Origin of the sequence: Flavobacterium cellulosilyticum (assembly GCF_004349355.1) — a bacterium.
GTDB classification, from domain to species: Bacteria; Bacteroidota; Bacteroidia; order Flavobacteriales; family Flavobacteriaceae; genus Flavobacterium; species Flavobacterium cellulosilyticum.
The window spans coordinates 170,278-188,522 of the sequence record NZ_SMFK01000004.1 but is presented as its reverse complement, the minus strand read 5'-3'; the positions used below and the strand labels follow the sequence as shown (position 1 = coordinate 188,522).

General features: G+C 31.5%; 17 protein-coding genes. 9 read left to right on the top strand and 8 right to left on the bottom strand.

The genetic code is table 11. From position 1 onward, the window contains the following. Positions 1 to 66: 66 nt before the first annotated feature. The 3 genes from E0F76_RS09100 to E0F76_RS09090 form a co-directional block, all read right to left on the bottom strand. A complete protein-coding gene (locus E0F76_RS09100; protein ID WP_132004540.1) occupies positions 67 to 2,076 on the bottom strand; it encodes a histidine kinase dimerization/phospho-acceptor domain-containing protein in 2,010 nt (669 codons plus the stop codon). Positions 2,077 to 2,751: 675 nt separating this feature from the next. Further along, complete coding sequence (locus tag E0F76_RS09095) at positions 2,752 to 2,991, bottom strand: hypothetical protein (protein ID WP_132004538.1); 240 nt, start codon at positions 2,989 to 2,991, stop codon at positions 2,752 to 2,754. A gap of 434 nt (positions 2,992 to 3,425) precedes the next feature. Then, positions 3,426 to 3,908 carry an OsmC family protein gene (locus E0F76_RS09090; RefSeq protein WP_132004536.1) on the bottom strand — a complete coding sequence of 161 codons (483 nt, stop codon included), beginning with the start codon at positions 3,906 to 3,908 and terminating at the stop codon, positions 3,426 to 3,428. A gap of 198 nt (positions 3,909 to 4,106) precedes the next feature. On the opposite strand from E0F76_RS09090, the gene E0F76_RS09085 reads away from it, so the two are divergent. Both E0F76_RS09085 and E0F76_RS09080 read left to right on the top strand, forming a co-directional pair. After that, on the top strand, positions 4,107 to 4,976 hold the full coding sequence (locus tag E0F76_RS09085; RefSeq protein WP_132004533.1) for a DUF808 domain-containing protein: 870 nt from the start codon (positions 4,107 to 4,109) through the stop codon (positions 4,974 to 4,976). A gap of 330 nt (positions 4,977 to 5,306) precedes the next feature. Continuing rightward, positions 5,307 to 6,173 carry a mechanosensitive ion channel family protein gene (locus E0F76_RS09080; protein WP_132004530.1) on the top strand — a complete coding sequence of 289 codons (867 nt, stop codon included), beginning with the start codon at positions 5,307 to 5,309 and terminating at the stop codon, positions 6,171 to 6,173. 6 nt (positions 6,174 to 6,179) lie between these two features. Here the strand turns inward: E0F76_RS09080 and E0F76_RS09075 are convergent, their stop codons facing one another. The 3 genes from E0F76_RS09075 to ychF all read right to left on the bottom strand — a co-directional run bounded on the left by E0F76_RS09075 (position 6,180) and on the right by ychF (position 9,077). Beyond that, the gene (locus E0F76_RS09075; RefSeq protein ID WP_132004527.1) at positions 6,180 to 6,701 is read right to left on the bottom strand and encodes an NADPH-dependent FMN reductase; all 522 of its coding nucleotides are present in this window, start codon (positions 6,699 to 6,701) and stop codon (positions 6,180 to 6,182) included. Beyond that, complete coding sequence (locus E0F76_RS09070; RefSeq protein ID WP_132004524.1) at positions 6,698 to 7,630, bottom strand: YihY/virulence factor BrkB family protein; 933 nt, start codon at positions 7,628 to 7,630, stop codon at positions 6,698 to 6,700. Before E0F76_RS09070 ends, E0F76_RS09075 begins: the two co-directional genes overlap by 4 nt. 352 nt (positions 7,631 to 7,982) lie before the next feature. Next, positions 7,983 to 9,077 (bottom strand): redox-regulated ATPase YchF, encoded by a 1,095-nt coding sequence (ychF, locus tag E0F76_RS09065; protein WP_132004521.1) that lies wholly within the window; start codon positions 9,075 to 9,077, stop codon positions 7,983 to 7,985. Between the two features lie 301 nt (positions 9,078 to 9,378). Here ychF and E0F76_RS09060 point away from each other — a divergent pair, with 301 nt between their 5' ends. Continuing rightward, entirely contained in the window at positions 9,379 to 12,012 is a 2,634-nt protein-coding gene (locus E0F76_RS09060; RefSeq protein WP_132004518.1) for a TonB-dependent receptor, read from the top strand. A 208-nt stretch (positions 12,013 to 12,220) separates the two neighbouring features. Continuing rightward, positions 12,221 to 12,757: a hypothetical protein gene (locus E0F76_RS09055; protein WP_132004515.1), complete on the top strand. Its 537-nt coding sequence runs from the start codon at positions 12,221 to 12,223 to the stop codon at positions 12,755 to 12,757. 67 nt (positions 12,758 to 12,824) lie between these two features. Here E0F76_RS09055 and E0F76_RS09050 read toward each other — a convergent pair whose 3' ends face one another. Continuing rightward, a complete protein-coding gene (locus E0F76_RS09050) occupies positions 12,825 to 13,175 on the bottom strand; it encodes a 4Fe-4S dicluster domain-containing protein (protein WP_132004512.1) in 351 nt (116 codons plus the stop codon). 138 nt (positions 13,176 to 13,313) lie between these two features. Here E0F76_RS09050 and E0F76_RS09045 point away from each other — a divergent pair, with 138 nt between their 5' ends. The 5 genes from E0F76_RS09045 to E0F76_RS09025 all read left to right on the top strand — a co-directional run bounded on the left by E0F76_RS09045 (position 13,314) and on the right by E0F76_RS09025 (position 17,911). After that, positions 13,314 to 14,372: an acyl-CoA reductase gene (locus E0F76_RS09045; RefSeq protein WP_132004509.1), complete on the top strand. Its 1,059-nt coding sequence runs from the start codon at positions 13,314 to 13,316 to the stop codon at positions 14,370 to 14,372. 94 nt (positions 14,373 to 14,466) lie between these two features. Next, on the top strand, positions 14,467 to 15,537 hold the full coding sequence (serC, locus tag E0F76_RS09040; RefSeq protein ID WP_132004506.1) for a 3-phosphoserine/phosphohydroxythreonine transaminase: 1,071 nt from the start codon (positions 14,467 to 14,469) through the stop codon (positions 15,535 to 15,537). A gap of 163 nt (positions 15,538 to 15,700) precedes the next feature. After that, complete coding sequence (locus E0F76_RS09035; RefSeq protein WP_132004503.1) at positions 15,701 to 16,651, top strand: D-2-hydroxyacid dehydrogenase; 951 nt, start codon at positions 15,701 to 15,703, stop codon at positions 16,649 to 16,651. Between the two features lie 484 nt (positions 16,652 to 17,135). After that, positions 17,136 to 17,573, top strand: a complete 438-nt coding sequence (locus E0F76_RS09030; RefSeq protein WP_132004500.1) for a DUF6146 family protein — start codon at positions 17,136 to 17,138, stop codon at positions 17,571 to 17,573. Positions 17,574 to 17,605: 32 nt separating this feature from the next. After that, positions 17,606 to 17,911, top strand: coding sequence for a DUF6787 family protein (locus E0F76_RS09025; protein WP_132004497.1), 306 nt, complete (start codon positions 17,606 to 17,608; stop codon positions 17,909 to 17,911). Positions 17,912 to 17,921: 10 nt separating this feature from the next. On the opposite strand, the gene E0F76_RS09020 is transcribed toward E0F76_RS09025, so the two are convergent. Next, a complete protein-coding gene (locus E0F76_RS09020; RefSeq protein WP_132004494.1) occupies positions 17,922 to 18,215 on the bottom strand; it encodes a hypothetical protein in 294 nt (97 codons plus the stop codon). Between the last annotated feature and the right edge of the window lie 30 nt (positions 18,216 to 18,245).

Here is an 18,245-nt window from a genome sequence, read left to right as displayed (position 1 = left end):
AAACTGTATTATCCCGATAGGAACTTACGGAAAAGAACATCGCAATTATCATTTAGATAAAATAATTTACTTCACCCATTTCATCAATATTTTTTCTAATTCCTCCTTAATAATTGGTTTAGATAGATAATCATTCATCCCAAATTCTATACATTTCTCTTTTTCTCCAGTCACTATCCCAGCGGTTAAAGCAATAATAGGTACTAAATTAGAGTTGTTAATTTTTCTAATGTCAACAGTAGCTTCATATCCATTTTTTTCTGGCATTTGAATATCCATTAATATTAGATTGGGGTTTTCTGAAATAAATTTAAGGATAGCTTCATTACCATTTGTAGCTTCTATTAAGGTACAATTGGGCATCATTTTTTTTAATAGTGTTCTAATGAGCAACATATTAATATTATTATCTTCAACAATTAAAATTTTAAAATCTTTAATTTGAAAATACGAAGAAATAATCCTTTTATCATCAATTAAGTTTAACGGTAAGTTATTTATTAAGTCTAAATTATTTGATTTTAAAACTTCTATTGTAAAGAAAAAATCACTTCCTTCTCCATATTTACTTATCAATTCAAGTTTGCTATTCATTAATCCCAAAATTTGATTTGAAATTGCTAAACCTAATCCAGTACCTCCATATTTTCGTGAAGTTGAACTATCTTCCTGAACAAAAGAATTGAATATTTTTGTTTGATTTATATCTTGAATTCCAATACCAGTGTCCTTTACTGAAAATTGTATTGTTGACAAGTTATCTGTATTTTCTGATATTTGAATTATGTCTAATTGTATTTTACCAAAATAAGTAAACTTAAAAGCATTACTAATTAAGTTTACTAAGACTTGTTTTATTCGTATTTCATCTATAAAAATAAATTGAGGAACATTTTTGTCAATATTTACAATTAATTCAATATTTTTTTGAACGCCAATGAGTTTGAAAACATCAATAATTTGATAAATTGATTCAAATAAATTTATTTCTTCAATGTGTAATTCCAATTTCCCCGATTCAATTTTAGCAAAATCTAAAATATCATTAATTAGTTCCATTAATAGCTCTCCAGATTTATTGATGCTTGACATATAGTCCAATTGATTTTTATCTAAGTCTGTTTGCAACAATAATTCCGTAAATCCTATTATTCCATTGAGAGGAGTTCTAATTTCATGGCTCATATTAGCAAGAAAATCTGATTTGGCTTTATTGGCACTTTGAGCTAAATCTTTGGCTTTAATTGTTTCCTCAATTTGTTTTTTTTGAGTTATATCTTTGGCTATTCCCCTTAAAGAAACCACATTTTTATTTTCGTCTAAAACAGGAATTCCAGTACCTAAAACCCATTTTATTGTATTATTGGGTAACAGTAATTGATGCTCAATTTCATAAGGTTCTTTACTAATAATAGCTTGATTGATGTTAGCATTAAGTTTTTCTAAATCTTCCTTAGTAAACCGAAATAAATATTCAGAATACAAGTTAGGGTTGGGTTTGTTTTCAATTTCAAAAATTGAATATAATTCATCAGACCATATTAGTTCGTTTGTTGTCAAATTAAACTCCCACACCCCTAATTTAGCGATTTTTTGAGCCTCATTAAGCAGCCTTTCGCTTGCAATTAATTTGTCATGAGTGATCTTTATATCTGTTATTTCGCGCGCAATTGCATAAACAATATTATTTGAAAAATTCAAAATTGCCTTCCACTGCAAATGAACAGTTTCTCCATTCTTTTTAACATATCGATTTTCAAAATTTACAGTAGGATTCCCTTTAAATATTTTATTAAATTCATATTTAGTCTTCTCTAAATCTTCATAATAAACAAAATCAATAAAAGGTGCGGATATTAATTCATGTTCGGTATATCCTAAAACTTCTATAAAAATAGGATTAACTTCAATAAAATATCCATCGGTTCCACATACACACATAAAATCTAATGCCTCTTTAAAAAGCATTTCATATTGTATTAAAGAAGTATTATTGCTTTTTATTTGTTCAATCAATAATTCTTGATCATTAACTTTAGTAAGCAAATCATTGTAAGATGGTGTACCTTTAATCATCCTTATATAAATTAATGAAATATTTTACACAAATTATGACAAATTTTCAAGTAATAAAAATAATTCATATAATATTTATCTATTTATATTGATTAACCAACTCGTTGTTTGACATGTTTTTACAAATATTTAAGTCGAAATTTGACCTTTTAGGCCAATAGATTACGTTGATTTATATACCTCAACTATTCTTTCAAAACGAATTGATAATTCAGGCTTATATTTAAATTTTAATGAGCCCCGCCCGATTGAACGAAAACTATCTACAACTTATAATATATATATATATTTTTACAAGCAATTGGGTAAAATTATTGAAAACAAGATTTTTAATAATAAGCAAATGTATAGATACACTGAAAAAAGAGTGAAATCGTCCAAAACTTGGAAACACATGGCTAGGATTTGCTATGTCGAAGTGAAACATCTTAATTATAATAGTGAAATCTATGAATTTTTGTGATTAAAAAATACAAATAGAAATTCACCCAATGAGTTAACTATAAAATTTAGTATGTAATGAAAAAGAGTTTCAACTTTATAATCAAAACCGTGCCCCGATAAAGCTATCGGGGCACGATTTTGCAACTATTTACAACCTAGTATTCTAACTTATAAATGTGAAATCTAAATTTAGCTGTAATGTAGTTACGAAGTACTGGGATAAATTTTTCCCTATTCTACTTTAACATTTACTTTTTTCGCATCGACTTCTAATCCGTTTTTATCCAATTTAATGGTTGTCGAGTTATCAGGAACTGCTTTTTCTATGATCACAGGGTGTGCTGGTGCTGGCACAACGATAACTTCCTTATTCGCAGGTTGTTCTTTAGCTTGTTCTTTGCATCCCATTACCAGTAAAACGGTTAGCATAGCAAAGAATCCTATGATTTTTTTTGTTTTATTATTTTTCATTTTATGGATCTGTTAAATTAAATTTTAAAGAGTACTTCCCTTTAATAATTGATAATTGATAATTGATAATTACAAAGTTGACTTTTATTAAACTAATAAGTGTTACACAACTAATTCAATAGTTTGCATAATTCACACATTCACAAAATTACGATAGAGTGGTTTTAGACTAAATGTGCCATATCGATTGTTATATGATTCGCAAAGTCACGGAAAAAGAAGTGCTTCTAGGATTTCTATTCGCTTAGTCATTATGAAAATAAAAACGTGAATTATAGCCCTGATGGGAGCGACATCCCACGCTTTTTGGCGTGGATATAGCGGACAGCAGGAGTGGTTTTCATTATAAAAAAAATGGTGCTGCTCCCAAAAAAAAAGGATAATTGATGTTTATTACAAAGGTGTCGAATTATCAAAAGACAAATTGAAAAATTCTAAGTGTTAGTAGCTACTACTTCACAGATTGGAAAATGTTCAATTGGGAAATTACATGAATTCGCAATAAAACAGAGCTTGTTTGCTTGTTTATGCAGGTTTAGCGCCTCAACCAATTTTTCTTTGTTCCTAATTATTACTATTGGATTCAATTGAATACTAACAAAACGTCCGCTGCCATTAGCTAAAACCTCGAGAGTTGCCTCCGCTGAGTCTGAATATGAAATTATTTCGATTCCATTTTGCTCGCAAACATATAAATAAGACATCATATGACAAGAAACAACACTACTTAGCAACAAATCTTCTGGATTATACAAAGTTGGATCACCCTTGAAAACCTTGGCTGCAGAAACATGTAATAGCGTTTTACCTTCAATAGCAATAGTATGACTTTTACTAAAGATCTTAAGGGTCACTCCCTCTTCTTTTTCAGTAATTAACCAGTCTAATTTTGCTTTAAAAAGATGTTTGAAACCCATGATACTTTTTATTTCAAAAGTAATCAAAAACAGTAGTTATAAATAACCCGAAAAGTTAGATCAGTATTAAATGTAAAAAATTAGTGTTTTTATAAATAGAGTATACCAAAAAATAGTAGTTTAGCAGCACTATACAATAAGAATACCTAAATTTATACTTGCTATACAAAATAAACCGAGTTAATAAAAAAAAAAAACATGGCATCAGGTTTTTTCGCACTATTCGATGATATTGCAACTATAATGGATGATGTTGCAGCAATGAGTAAAATTGCCACAAAAAAAACGGCGGGAATTTTAGGAGATGATTTGGCCGTTAATGCCGAAAAAGCTTCTGGATTTATATCCTCAAGAGAACTGCCTGTATTATGGGCCATTGGAAAAGGTTCCTTGTTAAATAAATTAATCATTTTGCCAATCGCCTTTTTATTAAGTGCCTATTTACCATTTGCTATCATCATAATATTGGTGTTAGGTGGTGTTTTTTTAGCCTTTGAAGGGACAGAAAAAATATATGAATATTTATTTCCACATCAACAATCAAAAACAACTATCACAATACAACCCTTAACAAAAGTAGAAATTTTAGCTCTTGAAAAGGAAAAAATAAAATCCGCCATAGTTACTGATTTTATATTATCCGTAGAAATCGTAATTATTGCTCTGGGGAGCGTAATTGGAAAACCTATTCTTTCACAAATAATTGTAGTTTCTATAGTCGCCATTATAGCAACAATAGGTGTTTACGGTATAGTCGCAATTATTGTAAGAATGGATGAAGCAGGTCTTATGCTTATTCAGCGAAGTACAAATGAAAATAGTCTGTCAAAAAAAATAGGAAACATTCTTGTAACAGCATTGCCAAAAGTCATTAAAAGCTTGTCAGTAATAGGTACGATTGCTTTGCTACTAGTTGCAGGTGGGATATTTGTACATAATATTGATTTTTTACATCATTTAATGCCACAATTACCCTCAATTATAAAAGAATTTCTCGTCGGGCTTACTGTGGGAATTATAGTTTTGACAATCGTATCCCTTTTTAAAAAGATGATTGACAGAAAATAAAAAACACATTTATTGCTGGCAGGTGCGAAAAACTCGTAGTAAAATAAGTTGCAATAAATTAAAAGGAACATATTATTAAATTGAATAATACACTAGCTCTAGCAAATTCTCAGTTCCAATAGGAATTTGTATCAAAAAAAAAAGTAAATTATACTTCTTTTTAACTTTTATGGGAATAGAGGTTATCTTTAAAGCTATCGATTAAACACTATTTTTTTCGTAAATTTGCGCCATTATTTTTTTAGAAAAACATGGTAAACAATAAGGTTTTGTTCTCTTTTTTACTTTTCAAAGTGTAACAAAATACAATCATTAATAAACACAATTTACATGCAGAAACAACTCTCTTTTTGGACTACAACCCTAGAACCTTGGATACTAACACACGGTCTAAGAATTATACTTATTATAATCGGATTTTACCTTATCAATAAAGTTATTCATAAATTTATTGAAAAAACAGTTCGTCTACTTGTTCTTCCTGATCTTAATTCAAACGATGAAAGTGAAAAAAAACGTGAGAACACCTTGATTAGTATCTTTAGTGCTACTTTTTTTATAGCATTACTTTCAATTTCAAGTTTGATGGTGCTTCAAGAAATTGGAATGGAAATTGGACCATTATTAGCTGGAGCAGGAATTATTGGATTAGCTTTTGGTTTTGGCGGGCAATACTTAATTCGTGATATAATCACAGGATTGTTTATTATTATTGAAAACCAATACCGAATTGGTGATGTTGTAAAATTTGATTCCCTCGGAGGAACGGTGGAACGCATTACTTTACGAATGACAACTCTGCGTGATTTAGATGGTGTTGTACATCATATTCCGCATGGTGAAGTAAAACAAGTTTCAAATTGGTCCAAACAATTTGCAAGAATAAACCTTAACATTGGGGTTGCCTATAACACTAATTTAGATCATGCTATTGCAATTATCAACACAACAGGAAACCAAATGTTTGAGGATCCTTTTTGGAAATTAGCTCTAATAACTCCACCGCAATTTCTTAGAGTTAACGATTTAGGAGATTCAGCCATTTCTTTGAAAGTTTTAGGTGAAACCATTCCCAATAGACAATGGGAAGTCACTGGTGAATTTAGAAAACGAATAAAAGAAGCATTTGATAAAGAAGGCATTGAAATTCCATTCCCGCAAGTAGTTATGCATCATAAAAGTACAAAACCTGACTGAATTGAATTAAAAACCTCTTATAATCTCCTTCAATTGTTCATCCAATTCTAGATTTGAAATCTTTCCTTTTTCAATATTAAAATTGTCGTTAAAATTGGGTAAGGAAAACGATTCTTTGATTTCAGTTCCAAAACGAGGGAATGCATTTTTCGCTATTTCCAGTACACTTGCTCCACCTCTCGCTCCTGGCGAAGTTGCCATTAATAACATTGGTTTTTTCTGAAAAACTTCTTTCTGAATTCGGGTACACCAATCAAAAATATTTTTGAAAGCAGCGGAATAATTCCCGTTGTTTTCGGCTAATGAAATTACTAGAAAATCAGCAGTGGCTATTTTAGCGAGAAATGCTTTTGCATTATCGTGTTGACCAATTTCTGCTTCGATATCAACACTAAATAGTGGCATTTGAAAATCATTTAAATCCAACACTTCTACTTGGGAATTTTTAAAAAGTGAAGCTGCATAAGTGGCTAATTTTTTATTGATAGAATTTTTACTAGGACTGGCTCCAAACGCGATGATTTTCATGTTTTTTTATTTAAAGTTGGATCAATTTCTATTATTTGTTTTTTAATTTCTACTGAATAATTATTGGGATGGATACCACCTCCAAAATTTTCAGCATATACTTTGGTGAATTCTGCTCCAAAATACAGAATTATAGCCGAATAATAAACCCAAACCAGAATTATTATTACGGAACCTGCTGCTCCGTATACAGAAGATATAGATGAGCTGCCTAAATAAAAACCAATTACAAATTTACCTATTAGAAAAAGTAAGGAAGTAAATGACGCACCAATTATGGCATCTTCCCTTTTTATATTTCCGTCGGGAAGTGTTCTGAAAATGATGCTGAACAATATCATAATGATAACAAATACAATTATAATATTAATCACATAAAAAAAATAGAAAAAACTATCTGGAAAATAGATTTTAATACGTACACTCACAACATCCAAAAATGTATTCACCATCAAACTAACTAACATTAAAAATCCCACAGAAGCAATCATGGAAAAGGACATTAATCTGTTTTTGATGTATTTTTTTATTCCTTTATTAGGTTTAGCACTTATTCCCCATATATAATTTATAGAACTTTGAATTTCAGCAAAGACCCCAGATGCCCCAATAAGCAACATGACCACTCCAAAAATAGTTACAAAAACATTACTATCGGAAAGTGCTACATTTTTAATAGCTTCTTGAATTTGAAATGAAGCCTCAATTCCAACCATTGAATCAATCTGACTGTATAATTGTCCTGAAACAGCTTCCTCTCCAAAGAAAAAACCACAAATTGTAATAATTATTATCAGTAATGGCGGCAGTGCAAAAATGGTATAATACGATAATGCAGCACTTAATTTAATGGCATTGTCATCTAAGAAAGCAAGACCACTCTCTTTTATTATAAATCCTGTTTTAGATAAAAAGTTTATAACTTTCACTGTTGTTGCTGTATTAGAATAGGTTCAAAGTTATGAAATTTTAAAACAAATTAATTTCATTATTATCACTAATAGTTATATAATTACTGGGAATAAATAGTCACTAATCTACTATAATTCACATAAAAAGTAACGGATAAAAGTCTTCAGAAATTGCTATTTGCTATTTCTGAAAAATAAAATTAGCAAAGTTAAAACAGATTGAACCTATGATTTACACTGCCTCTTTTTTGCCTTACAAAAATAATTAACCTGGAAAATGGTTTATTGCAAAGCTGGAAAGAGGTCCAAAAAAAAAACTGCTCAATTACTTGAACAGTTTTGTGTTTTATATAAAAGCCTTTTGACTAGGCTACACGTTGAAACGGAAGTGCATTACATCACCATCTTTCACGATATACTCTTTTCCTTCGACTTTGAATTTCCCAGCTTCTTTGCATTTGGATTCAGAACCGTATTGAACAAAGTCTTCATATGCAATTACTTCAGCGCGGATAAATCCTTTTTCGAAATCGGTATGAATCACTCCAGCTGCCTGTGGCGCTGTAGATCCAATATTGATGGTCCAAGCACGAACTTCCTTTACACCTGCCGTAAAATAGGTTTGTTGTTTCAGTAATTTATAAGCTGCACGAATCAATACTGCTGAACCTGGCTCTGTTAATCCCATATCTTCTAAGAAAACCTGACGCTCTTCGTAACTTTCTAGCTCAGTTATATCTGCCTCTGCTCCTACTGAAAGAATGATTACCTCTGCATCTTCGTCTTTTACCAATTCACGAATTTGGTCCACGTACTTATTTCCACTTACCGCTGAATTTTCATCTACATTACACACATACAAAACGGGTTTTGCAGTGATTAACTGAAAACTTTCCAATAAAACTTCTTCGTCATTGTTTTGAGGAGTTATCGTTCTGGCCGATTTTGCTTGTAATAAATTTTCTCTAATTCGGTCTAAAAGTGCTTTTTCGGTTTGCGCTTCTTTATTACCCGTTTTGGCAGCACGATTTACTTTTTCGAGACGTTTTTCTACATTTTCTAAATCTTTTAACTGCAACTCGATATCGATAGTTTCTTTGTCACGAATTGGGTTTACATTACCGTCAACGTGAACAATATTATCATTATCAAAACAACGCAAAACGTGAATAATAGCATTACACTCTCTAATGTTTCCAAGGAATTGATTTCCTAAACCCTCTCCTTTACTCGCTCCTTTAACCAATCCTGCAATATCTACAATATCTACAGTCGCCATTTGAACGCGTTCTGGTTTTACTAGTTCTTCTAATTTATTGATTCGAGGATCTGGCACATTGACCACACCTATGTTTGGTTCGATAGTACAAAACGGAAAATTAGCACTTTGTGCTTTGGCATTAGATAAACAATTGAATAATGTTGATTTTCCAACATTAGGTAATCCTACAATTCCTGCTTTCATGATGTTTTTATTTTACAGACTCTATTTAACTGTGATTTTTGATATCTCCTTTAAAAGTTTGCAAATATAAGATTTAATAAATGTTAGTTCCTAAAAACTACAGATTTATCTAAAAGACCTATTTTTTTTATTATTCTTAAAAAGAACAGGCCTTTATCCAAATTGAGTAAATCTACTATTGATTTTTTACTTTATTAGAAAAACTGAGTCAAAAAATTAAAAAAAACAACAATTATCCCTTTTTTTGTTACCATTAATCTTAAATTGCGTTTTAATTCAAACCATAAAAAAACAACTCATTATGAAAAAAATTACTTTACTTTTTTTTCTGAATGTCACATTTCTTTTTGCACAAAAAGAGATTTCAGGCACAGTGACAGACAATACTGGCACTGTATTACCCGGAGTGAACATTATCGAAAAAGGAACTAACAACGGTGCTTCGACCGACATAAATGGAATATATAAGATAAATGTAAAAGAAAATTCGACTTTAATTTTTAGTTATATCGGATTTGAAAATATCGAAAAAAAGGTGGCGCTTTCAAACAACATTGATTGTGTTTTAAAATCTAGTGGACAAGAATTACAAGAAGTGCAGATTGTCGGTTCCAGAAACTCCAAAAGAACTGTTGTGAACTCAGCGGTTCCCATTGATGTAATTAACATGAAAGATCTAACGACACAAAGTGGAAAAATTGAAATTAATCAATTGCTACAATACATCGCACCGTCGTTTAACGCCAACAAACAATCTGGATCTGATGGAGCGGATCATGTTGATCCCGCCTCTTTAAGAGGAATGGGACCCGATCAAACACTAGTGTTAATCAATGGTAAAAGAAGACACCAATCTTCACTCGTGACACTTTATGGAACTCGTGGTAGAGGAAATACTGGAACCGATTTGAATGCCATCCCGGCTTCATCTATAAAAAGAATTGAAATATTAAGAGATGGTGCAGCGGCGCAATATGGTTCAGATGCGATTGCTGGTGTGATAAATATCGTCTTGAATGACAATGTAGATGAATTAACGGGTTCTGTAACTTATGGAACTTTTAATACTAAAGCAAAAGGGGACTTTTTACCTGGGACGGCTAATACAAAAGATTATCGATTGGATGAAAATGGCAATGGTAATTCGTATGGTAAAAACAAATCTTTAGATGGAAACACTATCAAAGTTGGTGCAAATTATGGTGTTGAAATTGGTGACAAAGGGGGGTTTGCAAACTTTACTACTGAGTATTTTAGTAAAGAAAAAGTATTTAGACCTGGTTATGATTTTAGAAAAGGTTTTGGAGAAGCTTCAATGGATAGTTACAATTTTACTGTTAACATGGCTGTTCCAATTACGGATAAGACTAAATTTTATGCTTTTGGAGGAAGAAATTATCGAGATACCGATGCCTATGCCTTTACAAGAAATAGCGGTGCTGCCAATGTGGTAGAATCTGTTTACCCTGGTGGTTATACTCCTAGAATTACTTCTATAATTCTTGATAACTCACTTACTGCAGGAATTACTACCGAAACTTCCGGAGGTTGGAAAGTAGACATCAGCAATACCTACGGGATCAATAAATTTCATTATGCTATTAAAGGGACCATGAATCCTTCCTTATTAGAAGCGTCCCCATTAGAGTTTGATGCAGGTGGACATAGTTTAGCACAAAACACCACCAATTTTGATTTTTCCAAAAATTATGATACAGTTTTGGAAGGAATGAATATCGCTTTTGGAGCTGAATATCGCACTGAAGAATTCAAAATTTTCGCAGGTGAAGAAGGGTCATATACCACTTACGATACTAATCGACAGCCAATCACCAATCCAGCAACACAATCTCCTCCTATTGATCCGATTTCAGGAGACCCAAGACCTGGAAGCTCTCAAGGATTCCCAGGATATAGTCCTAGTAATGTAGTTGACAAAAATCGTAGCAACTTATCGCTATATGCCGATTCTGAATTTGACATTACACGAAGTTTTTTATTGAGTGCAGCGGTACGTTTCGAAAAATACAGTGATTTTGGAAATACCATTAACGGAAAATTAGCTTCAAGACTCAAAATAACTGATAAAATAAATTTAAGAGGTTCGGTAAGTACTGGATTTCGAGCTCCGTCATTAGTACAATCGTATTATGGTTTACACTTTACCAATATTGATTCTAATGGTGCTACAGAAATTTTACTTTCACCAAACAATAGTCCAGTAACAAAATCTTTTGGAATTAAAGATCTAAATGAAGAAACTGCAGTAAATGGATCGTTAGGTTTGACTTCTTCATTTGGTGATTTTACAGCTACTGTAGACGGATACATGATAAAAGTAAAAGACAGGATTGTATTGACTAGCTATTTTGATGCCTCTGGAAAAGGATTAGGAGTAGATAAAGCACAATTTTTTGCCAATGCTGCCGATACGAAAACATTCGGTTTAGACATTGTTCTAGCTTGGAAGAAAAGATTTGGTTATTCAAATTTAAGTGCAACACTTGTTGGCAACATAAATGACATGAAAATAACAATAGTTAACAATGGCAATCTTGATGCCGAAACATTTTTTGGAGCCCGTGAACAAGCCTTTTTATTAGCTTCGGCACCTAAAAATAAATTTGGTTTAAATCTTAATTATTCCAATAAAAAATTCGATTCAGGATTGGCTTTTACTCGTTTCAGCAAAGTAGTATTAGTTGATTATGGAGACGAAAATGATGTTTACAATCCAAAGATATCAACTGATTTGACTTTTGGATACCAAATGACCAAACAATTAAAACTAACACTTGGCAGCAATAACTTGTTTAATATTTATCCTGACAAACAAGATGAACAAGGAAACACAGAAGCTGGCGGATATTGGGATGCTGTGCAAATGGGATTCAACGGAGCCTATTATTATGCTCGACTTGGATTTAATTTCTAATTCATTACCCTATAAATTTAAAAAGAGCTGTCGAAAGATGGCTCTTTTTAATTAAATCAAATATTATTTTAAAAATTAAATTTCGTTTATCTAGCAACTATCCCTTTTTTCAACATGTGAATTATAAAACTATTACTCATAATTCTACAAAAACTAAGCTTCAATTTGTCTTAAATTTGTAATACGTTAATCTTTAAATAAATATATCATGAAAAATTTAGTTTTTGGAATCATCGCAATTTTATTTTCAATAAATAGTCAAGCACAGAATAAAAATGTAAAATCAGAAGTACAAACTACAGTTACAACAGTTAATGATTCTGATGGAGAAAAAAAAACGGTGACAACCCAAGAAGTTCATGAACTTCAAAACATTGAATTAATGGATGCTAATACTACTGTTTTAAATAAAGAAACAAAAGAAACACCTGTACAAGTTACAAAAACAACAAAAATTGCTGAAAATGGAGTAACAAAAGTGATCGATGTTGACCGATCTGCTTATTATGATCTAAATGGTGTGAAATATCAAGTTGTTGCCGATAAAAAAGGATATACAATGTATTTTCCTAAAGGAATAGAAGCTGCAATTTTACGAAAAACATCGAATAATAATTATATTTATAAAACTAAAAACAACACATCATTTGGTTATTTTGATGCCGATGGAAATCTGATTTTAGAAACTTATAACGATAAAACCGATAAGGTAACGGTTACAAAATATGATATTATTCAAAAGTAAAAATCAAAAAAAATCCTGTTCAGTTTAATTAAATTGAACAGGATTTTTTTTTGAAGTAAAATATACTTTATTCTTTATGCAAAAACGCTTGTCTTTCTAACAAGACCTCTTCACTTTCTACGTGATTTTCATCAGGAATACAACAATCTACTGGACAAACAGCAGCACATTGAGGTTCATCGTGAAAACCTTTACACTCTGTACATTTTCCAGGAACGATATAATATAAATCATCAGATATTGGAGTTTGAGCAGCATCTGCATCTACTTCTTCACCTGAAGGTAAAATTATTTTTCCTTTAATCTTTGTTCCGTCTTTATATCTCCAGTCATCTGCTCCTTCGTAAATTGCAGTATTTGGGCATTCTGGTTCGCAAGCTCCACAGTTAATGCATTCGTCTGTTATAATAATTGCCATAATGATTTGGTTTTAAAGTCGTAAAACTTACATTCTAAAGCTTAAATCTTTTAAGACTTTATGATGTTTGCCTTTTGACATAATTATCCTTATTTTTGTACAAAATTACAATCAAAACTTTTCATATACAAGCTACTCATGATAGAAAACAATAAAAAAAAGCATTTTATTGAATTAGGGAAATTTTTAAACCAGTTTAAAAGGGATAATAACAACTTAGATCAGTCTGTTAAGGGCAATGATTTGTTTTTTGAAGATTTTGTGAATTTAATTTTATTGTCACAATCCCATAATGGCTGGTACACTCCAGAAAATGTATATTTTTCTATTGAATCTTGGGCAAATGCTTTAACTGAATCCAATTTAGATCAATGGATTAAAAACTATCAGTTGCAAAACGATAAACCAAAATCAGTAGGTCTCATTCTAGCTGGTAACATCCCGCTGGTAGGTTTTCATGATTTTCTATCGGTTTTAATTACTGGAAATTCAGTATTAATTAAAACATCCTCTAACGATCAATTTTTGCTGCCTTTTTTAGCTAAATATTTAATTGCATTAGACCTTGAATTTGCAAAAAACATCACATTTGTTGAAGGGAAAATGGAGAATTTTGATGCCGTAATTGCCACTGGAAGTAATAATACAGCGCGTTATTTTGAATATTATTTCAAAAACAAACCCAGTATTATTAGAAAAAACAGGAATTCTATAGCTGTACTAGATGGTTCTGAAAGTGCTGCACAATTAACTGCTTTAGGTGAAGATATTTTTAGGTATTTTGGTTTAGGATGTCGTAATGTATCTAAACTTTTTGTGCCAAAAGGCTATTCCTTTGTCCCTTTTTTCGAAGCTATTTTTGAATACCAAGATGTGATTCATTATGAAAAATATGCTAATAATTACGATTACAACAAGGCGGTGTTCTTAATGAGCAACTTTAAACTTTTAGACAATGGTTTTTTGACTCTAAAAGAAGACCAAAGTTATTCGTCTCCTATTTCGAGTGTTTTTTATGAATATTATGACGATCTAGAGGAGTTGCAATTAAAATTAAAATTAGAAAGCGATCAAATTCAATGCATTGTAAGTAATCAATTAATAGAAAACAGTATTGATTTTGGTGAAACCCAAAAACCCAATTTATGGGATTATGCAGATAACATAGATACTATTTCGTTTTTGTTAACAACATAGTGAAAAAAAGTTTAATTATTACGAATTATTTAACGCTTATTCAACTCCTATTCCCGAAATTTGCATCTTTAATTTTTTGGACACAATCTATATCATGAAAAAACACAACTACAGCGCAGGACCATCTATTTTACCACAAGAAGTTTTTGAAAAATCAGCTCAAGCTATTTTAAATTTTAATAATTCTGGTTTGTCTATTTTAGAAATTTCGCACCGAAGCAAAGATTTCGTTGCCGTTATGGACGAAGCGCGTTCGTTAGCAATTGAACTTTTAGGTCTTGAAGGCAAAGGGTATCAAGCGCTATTTCTTGCTGGTGGAGCAAGTACAGAATTCTTGAGAGCTCCTTTTAACCTAATGAAAGAAAACGGAAAATCAGCCTATTTAGATTCTGGAACTTGGGCAACTGCAGCAATAAAAGAAGCTAAGTTTTTTGGAGAAACAGTTATAGTTGCTTCATCAAAAGAAGATAATTACACATATATCCCAAAAGGATATACTATCCCTAGTGACGCTGATTATTTTCACTGTACTAGTAACAATACTATTTTTGGTACTCAAATGAAATCCTTTCCAGAAACAACCGTACCAGTTGTTTGCGATATGAGTTCCGATATATTTTCTAGAGTTTTAGATTTTTCTAAATTCGACATCATTTATGCTGGTGCTCAAAAAAACATGGGACCTGCAGGTACAACATTGGTAGTAATCAAAGAGGATATTCTAGGTAAAAACGGTAGAGCAATACCTAGTATTCTTGACTATACAAAACATATCAAAGCAGAAAGCATGTACAATACCCCACCTGTTTTCTCAGTTTATGTAGCATTATTAACTTTGAGATGGATCAAAGAAAAAGGTGGAATTGCAGCCGTTGAAAAACTTAACGAAGCAAAAGCAGCTTTACTTTATGGTGAAATTGACAGAAACCCTTTATTCAAAGGAGCCTCAGTAGTTGAAGATCGTTCAAATATGAATGTTACTTTCCTATTAACGAATCCTGATAACGCTGCTACTTTTGATGCTATGTGGAAGGAAGCAGGAATTTCTGGTTTACCTGGACACCGTTCAGTAGGAGGATATAGAGCTTCTATCTACAACGCTATGCCTATTGAAAGCATACAAATATTAGTTGATGTAATGCAAGCTTTGGAAGCAAAAGTTTAGTCTTAAGAGACGACTGCCCTAGCCCCGATAGTAGTGGAAATCCTTTTCTTGTTTTTCTTTAAAACAAGAAAAGATTGTAACGGATAGCGGGATTAAGCTCCAAATTAAAAAATAATTTAAACTTGAGGATGCGAATATAAAATTCCTCGCAATGATATAAAAAATGAAAGTATTAGCAAATGACGGAATTTCAGAAAGTGGAATTCTAGCTTTAGAAAAAGGCGGATATGAAGTGATTACTACCAATGTGGCTCAAGAACAAGTAGCTAATTTTGTAAACGAAAACAATGTAAGTGTTGTTTTAGTACGTAGTGCTACAAAGGTTCGTAAAGACATTATTGATGCTTGCCCAGGATTAAAAATTATTGGTCGTGGTGGTGTAGGAATGGACAATATTGACGTGGATTATGCAAAAAGTAAAGGGATTCACGTTATCAATACACCCGCTTCTTCATCTGAATCTGTAGCAGAATTAGTTTTCGCACACTTACTTTCTGGCGTTCGTTTCTTGCACGATTCTAATAGAAACATGCCGCTTGAAGGAGATTCGAACTTTAATGGTTTGAAAAAAGCGTACGCTGACGGTGTAGAATTAAGAGGAAAAACTCTTGGAGTTGTTGGAATTGGTCGTATTGGTCAAGCTACAGCAAAAATGGCTCTTGGTTTAGGTATGAAAGTAATAGCTGCCGATATGTTTATCCCGCAAGTTGATATTAAAGTTGAATTCTTTGACGGACAATCTATCACTACAACTATAGTTTCTCAATCATTAGAATCTTTATTTAAAGAAGCTGATTTCATTACATTGCACGTTCCTGCTCAAGATGGCTATATTGTCGACGAAGCTGCATTAGCAACTATGAAAGACGGTGTAGGTATTGTAAACTGCGCTCGTGGTGGTGTTATTGACGAAATTGCATTGATAAAAGCATTGGATTCTGGAAAAGTAGCATTTGCAGGATTAGACGTTTTTGAAAGCGAACCAAAACCAGAAATTACCATTTTGATGCATCCAAAAATTTCTTTGACTCCACACATTGGAGCTGCAACAGGAGAAGCACAAGATAGAATTGGAACCGAATTAGCACAACAAATCATCAGCATTTTAGGCTAAGTTATTCTGATTTATTTCATTATATAAAATCTCATTATTAAACTATTTTAATAATGAGATTTTTTTGTTAAAACTAAGTCAAACAAAATTTCAAAAATAGGTTTGATCAAATATCACAACTGGTACAACTGTTTTGATATAAAGATAAAGACCCCGAAAGATAATAGTTTTGAAATTTCAGAATTAACAAAACTTATTTCTGCTGGCAAGGAAAACTCTAGCTTAATGAATACTGTTTCAATATATTTTGAGCAATTGGGTCTAGATCAAAATGGAGATGAAAATGTAAACATAGAAAAAGTAATGGCAGCCATAACTAAAAGCAGTGACAATTAACGAGGCGTTCTCGATAAAAAATTTGAAAAACAATCGGGTTTCATTTAAACAAAAAAAGTTATCTACTTACAGTGAACGACTTTTTTTTGTTAAAAGACTATTTTTCATCTATTTAATTATGTAGCTTTATATATAAATCATTATTGAAATGAAAATTACAGTGTACATACTATTAATCTTTGGATGCCTTGTTATGGGATGTAACGCTAAAAAGCCATTAATTACAGACAAAAAAGAAAATATCAAGACCATACAAAGTGATACAATTCGAATTGCTAATGATTCACTACAGTATGAAGTAATTATTATAGATCCAGGTTTTAGTACTTGGTTGGCTTCTCGCGCCTATTCTCGAGGCTATCTTTCTCAATCGTACATGGAAAATAAGAATAGATTATATATTATGGAGTGGAACAATCGCGTGCTACAACCTCAACTTTACAATCCTAATTTGTATGAAATGACTATTAATTATGATCCAAATATTGACTATGGCTATGAAGTGAACTATTTGATTTATAATTACATGATTTATTTTCAAAACACTTTCAAACAAACGCTGTATGGTTATGTTCCAACGAGATAATGTTTTACATTTGCTTTCATTTTAAAGCCAAGATGAAGAATTTAAAAAAACGTTGGGGAATTGATTCCAATTTACAATTTGTAATTATCTTTGTGGTTTTTGCCATAAACGGTTCTTTATCGGCAAAACTATCTGGATTTGTGATGAATTTTTTTGGTATAAATTATGAAAACACACATTGGATTCCTTATTATATCATTTTGTTACTTTTGGTTTTACCCGTATATCCCTTCTTATTAATGTTCTTTGGATATCTCTTTGGTCAATCAAAATTCTTTTTCCCGTTTTCCAAAAAAATGTTGAGAAGTATGGGATTGGGATTCTTTTTTAAAAAGTGATTTTTTGTAATTATTCATCTTTTTTTATCCAATAATTGTAAATCCATGTCAATGTAAAGGATGGTACAATATCTGTAAAGGGAAGGATCTCTTCAAGAAAAGAGAATGTTCCAGCTATTTTTCCAATATTTCCTTTATACATCCACATCATTAAGAAACCAGATAAAGGTGCCCAAACTACATCTGAAAATTCGCCTAAAAACGGAATAGTAAAGGACAACATTCCGATACCATCAAATAAAATTCCTAAAATAAGATCTCTTGTTTTAGTATCGACAGCTTCTAATTGACTCTTTTTTTTCATTTTAAATAATTTATTAAACTTAGATACAAT

Bases quoted from the DNA above. Each gene is read 5' to 3' on its own strand.
- E0F76_RS09085 (WP_132004533.1), top strand. From the start codon at position 4,107: ATGGCATCAGGTTTTTTCGCACTATTCGATGATATTGCAACTATAATG.
- E0F76_RS09045 (WP_132004509.1), top strand. From the start codon at position 13,314: ATGATAGAAAACAATAAAAAAAAGCATTTTATTGAATTAGGGAAATTT.
- ychF (WP_132004521.1), bottom strand. From the start codon at position 9,077: ATGAAAGCAGGAATTGTAGGATTACCTAATGTTGGAAAATCAACATTA.
- E0F76_RS09075 (WP_132004527.1), bottom strand. From the start codon at position 6,701: ATGAAAATCATCGCGTTTGGAGCCAGTCCTAGTAAAAATTCTATCAAT.
- E0F76_RS09060 (WP_132004518.1), top strand. From the start codon at position 9,379: ATGAAAAAAATTACTTTACTTTTTTTTCTGAATGTCACATTTCTTTTT.
- E0F76_RS09090 (WP_132004536.1), bottom strand. From the start codon at position 3,908: ATGGGTTTCAAACATCTTTTTAAAGCAAAATTAGACTGGTTAATTACT.
- serC (WP_132004506.1), top strand. From the start codon at position 14,467: ATGAAAAAACACAACTACAGCGCAGGACCATCTATTTTACCACAAGAA.
- E0F76_RS09080 (WP_132004530.1), top strand. From the start codon at position 5,307: ATGCAGAAACAACTCTCTTTTTGGACTACAACCCTAGAACCTTGGATA.
- E0F76_RS09095 (WP_132004538.1), bottom strand. From the start codon at position 2,991: ATGAAAAATAATAAAACAAAAAAAATCATAGGATTCTTTGCTATGCTA.
- E0F76_RS09030 (WP_132004500.1), top strand. From the start codon at position 17,136: ATGAAAATTACAGTGTACATACTATTAATCTTTGGATGCCTTGTTATG.
- E0F76_RS09020 (WP_132004494.1), bottom strand. From the start codon at position 18,215: ATGAAAAAAAAGAGTCAATTAGAAGCTGTCGATACTAAAACAAGAGAT.
- E0F76_RS09055 (WP_132004515.1), top strand. From the start codon at position 12,221: ATGAAAAATTTAGTTTTTGGAATCATCGCAATTTTATTTTCAATAAAT.
- E0F76_RS09035 (WP_132004503.1), top strand. From the start codon at position 15,701: ATGAAAGTATTAGCAAATGACGGAATTTCAGAAAGTGGAATTCTAGCT.
- E0F76_RS09025 (WP_132004497.1), top strand. From the start codon at position 17,606: ATGAAGAATTTAAAAAAACGTTGGGGAATTGATTCCAATTTACAATTT.
- E0F76_RS09100 (WP_132004540.1), bottom strand. From the start codon at position 2,076: ATGATTAAAGGTACACCATCTTACAATGATTTGCTTACTAAAGTTAAT.
- E0F76_RS09050 (WP_132004512.1), bottom strand. From the start codon at position 13,175: ATGGCAATTATTATAACAGACGAATGCATTAACTGTGGAGCTTGCGAA.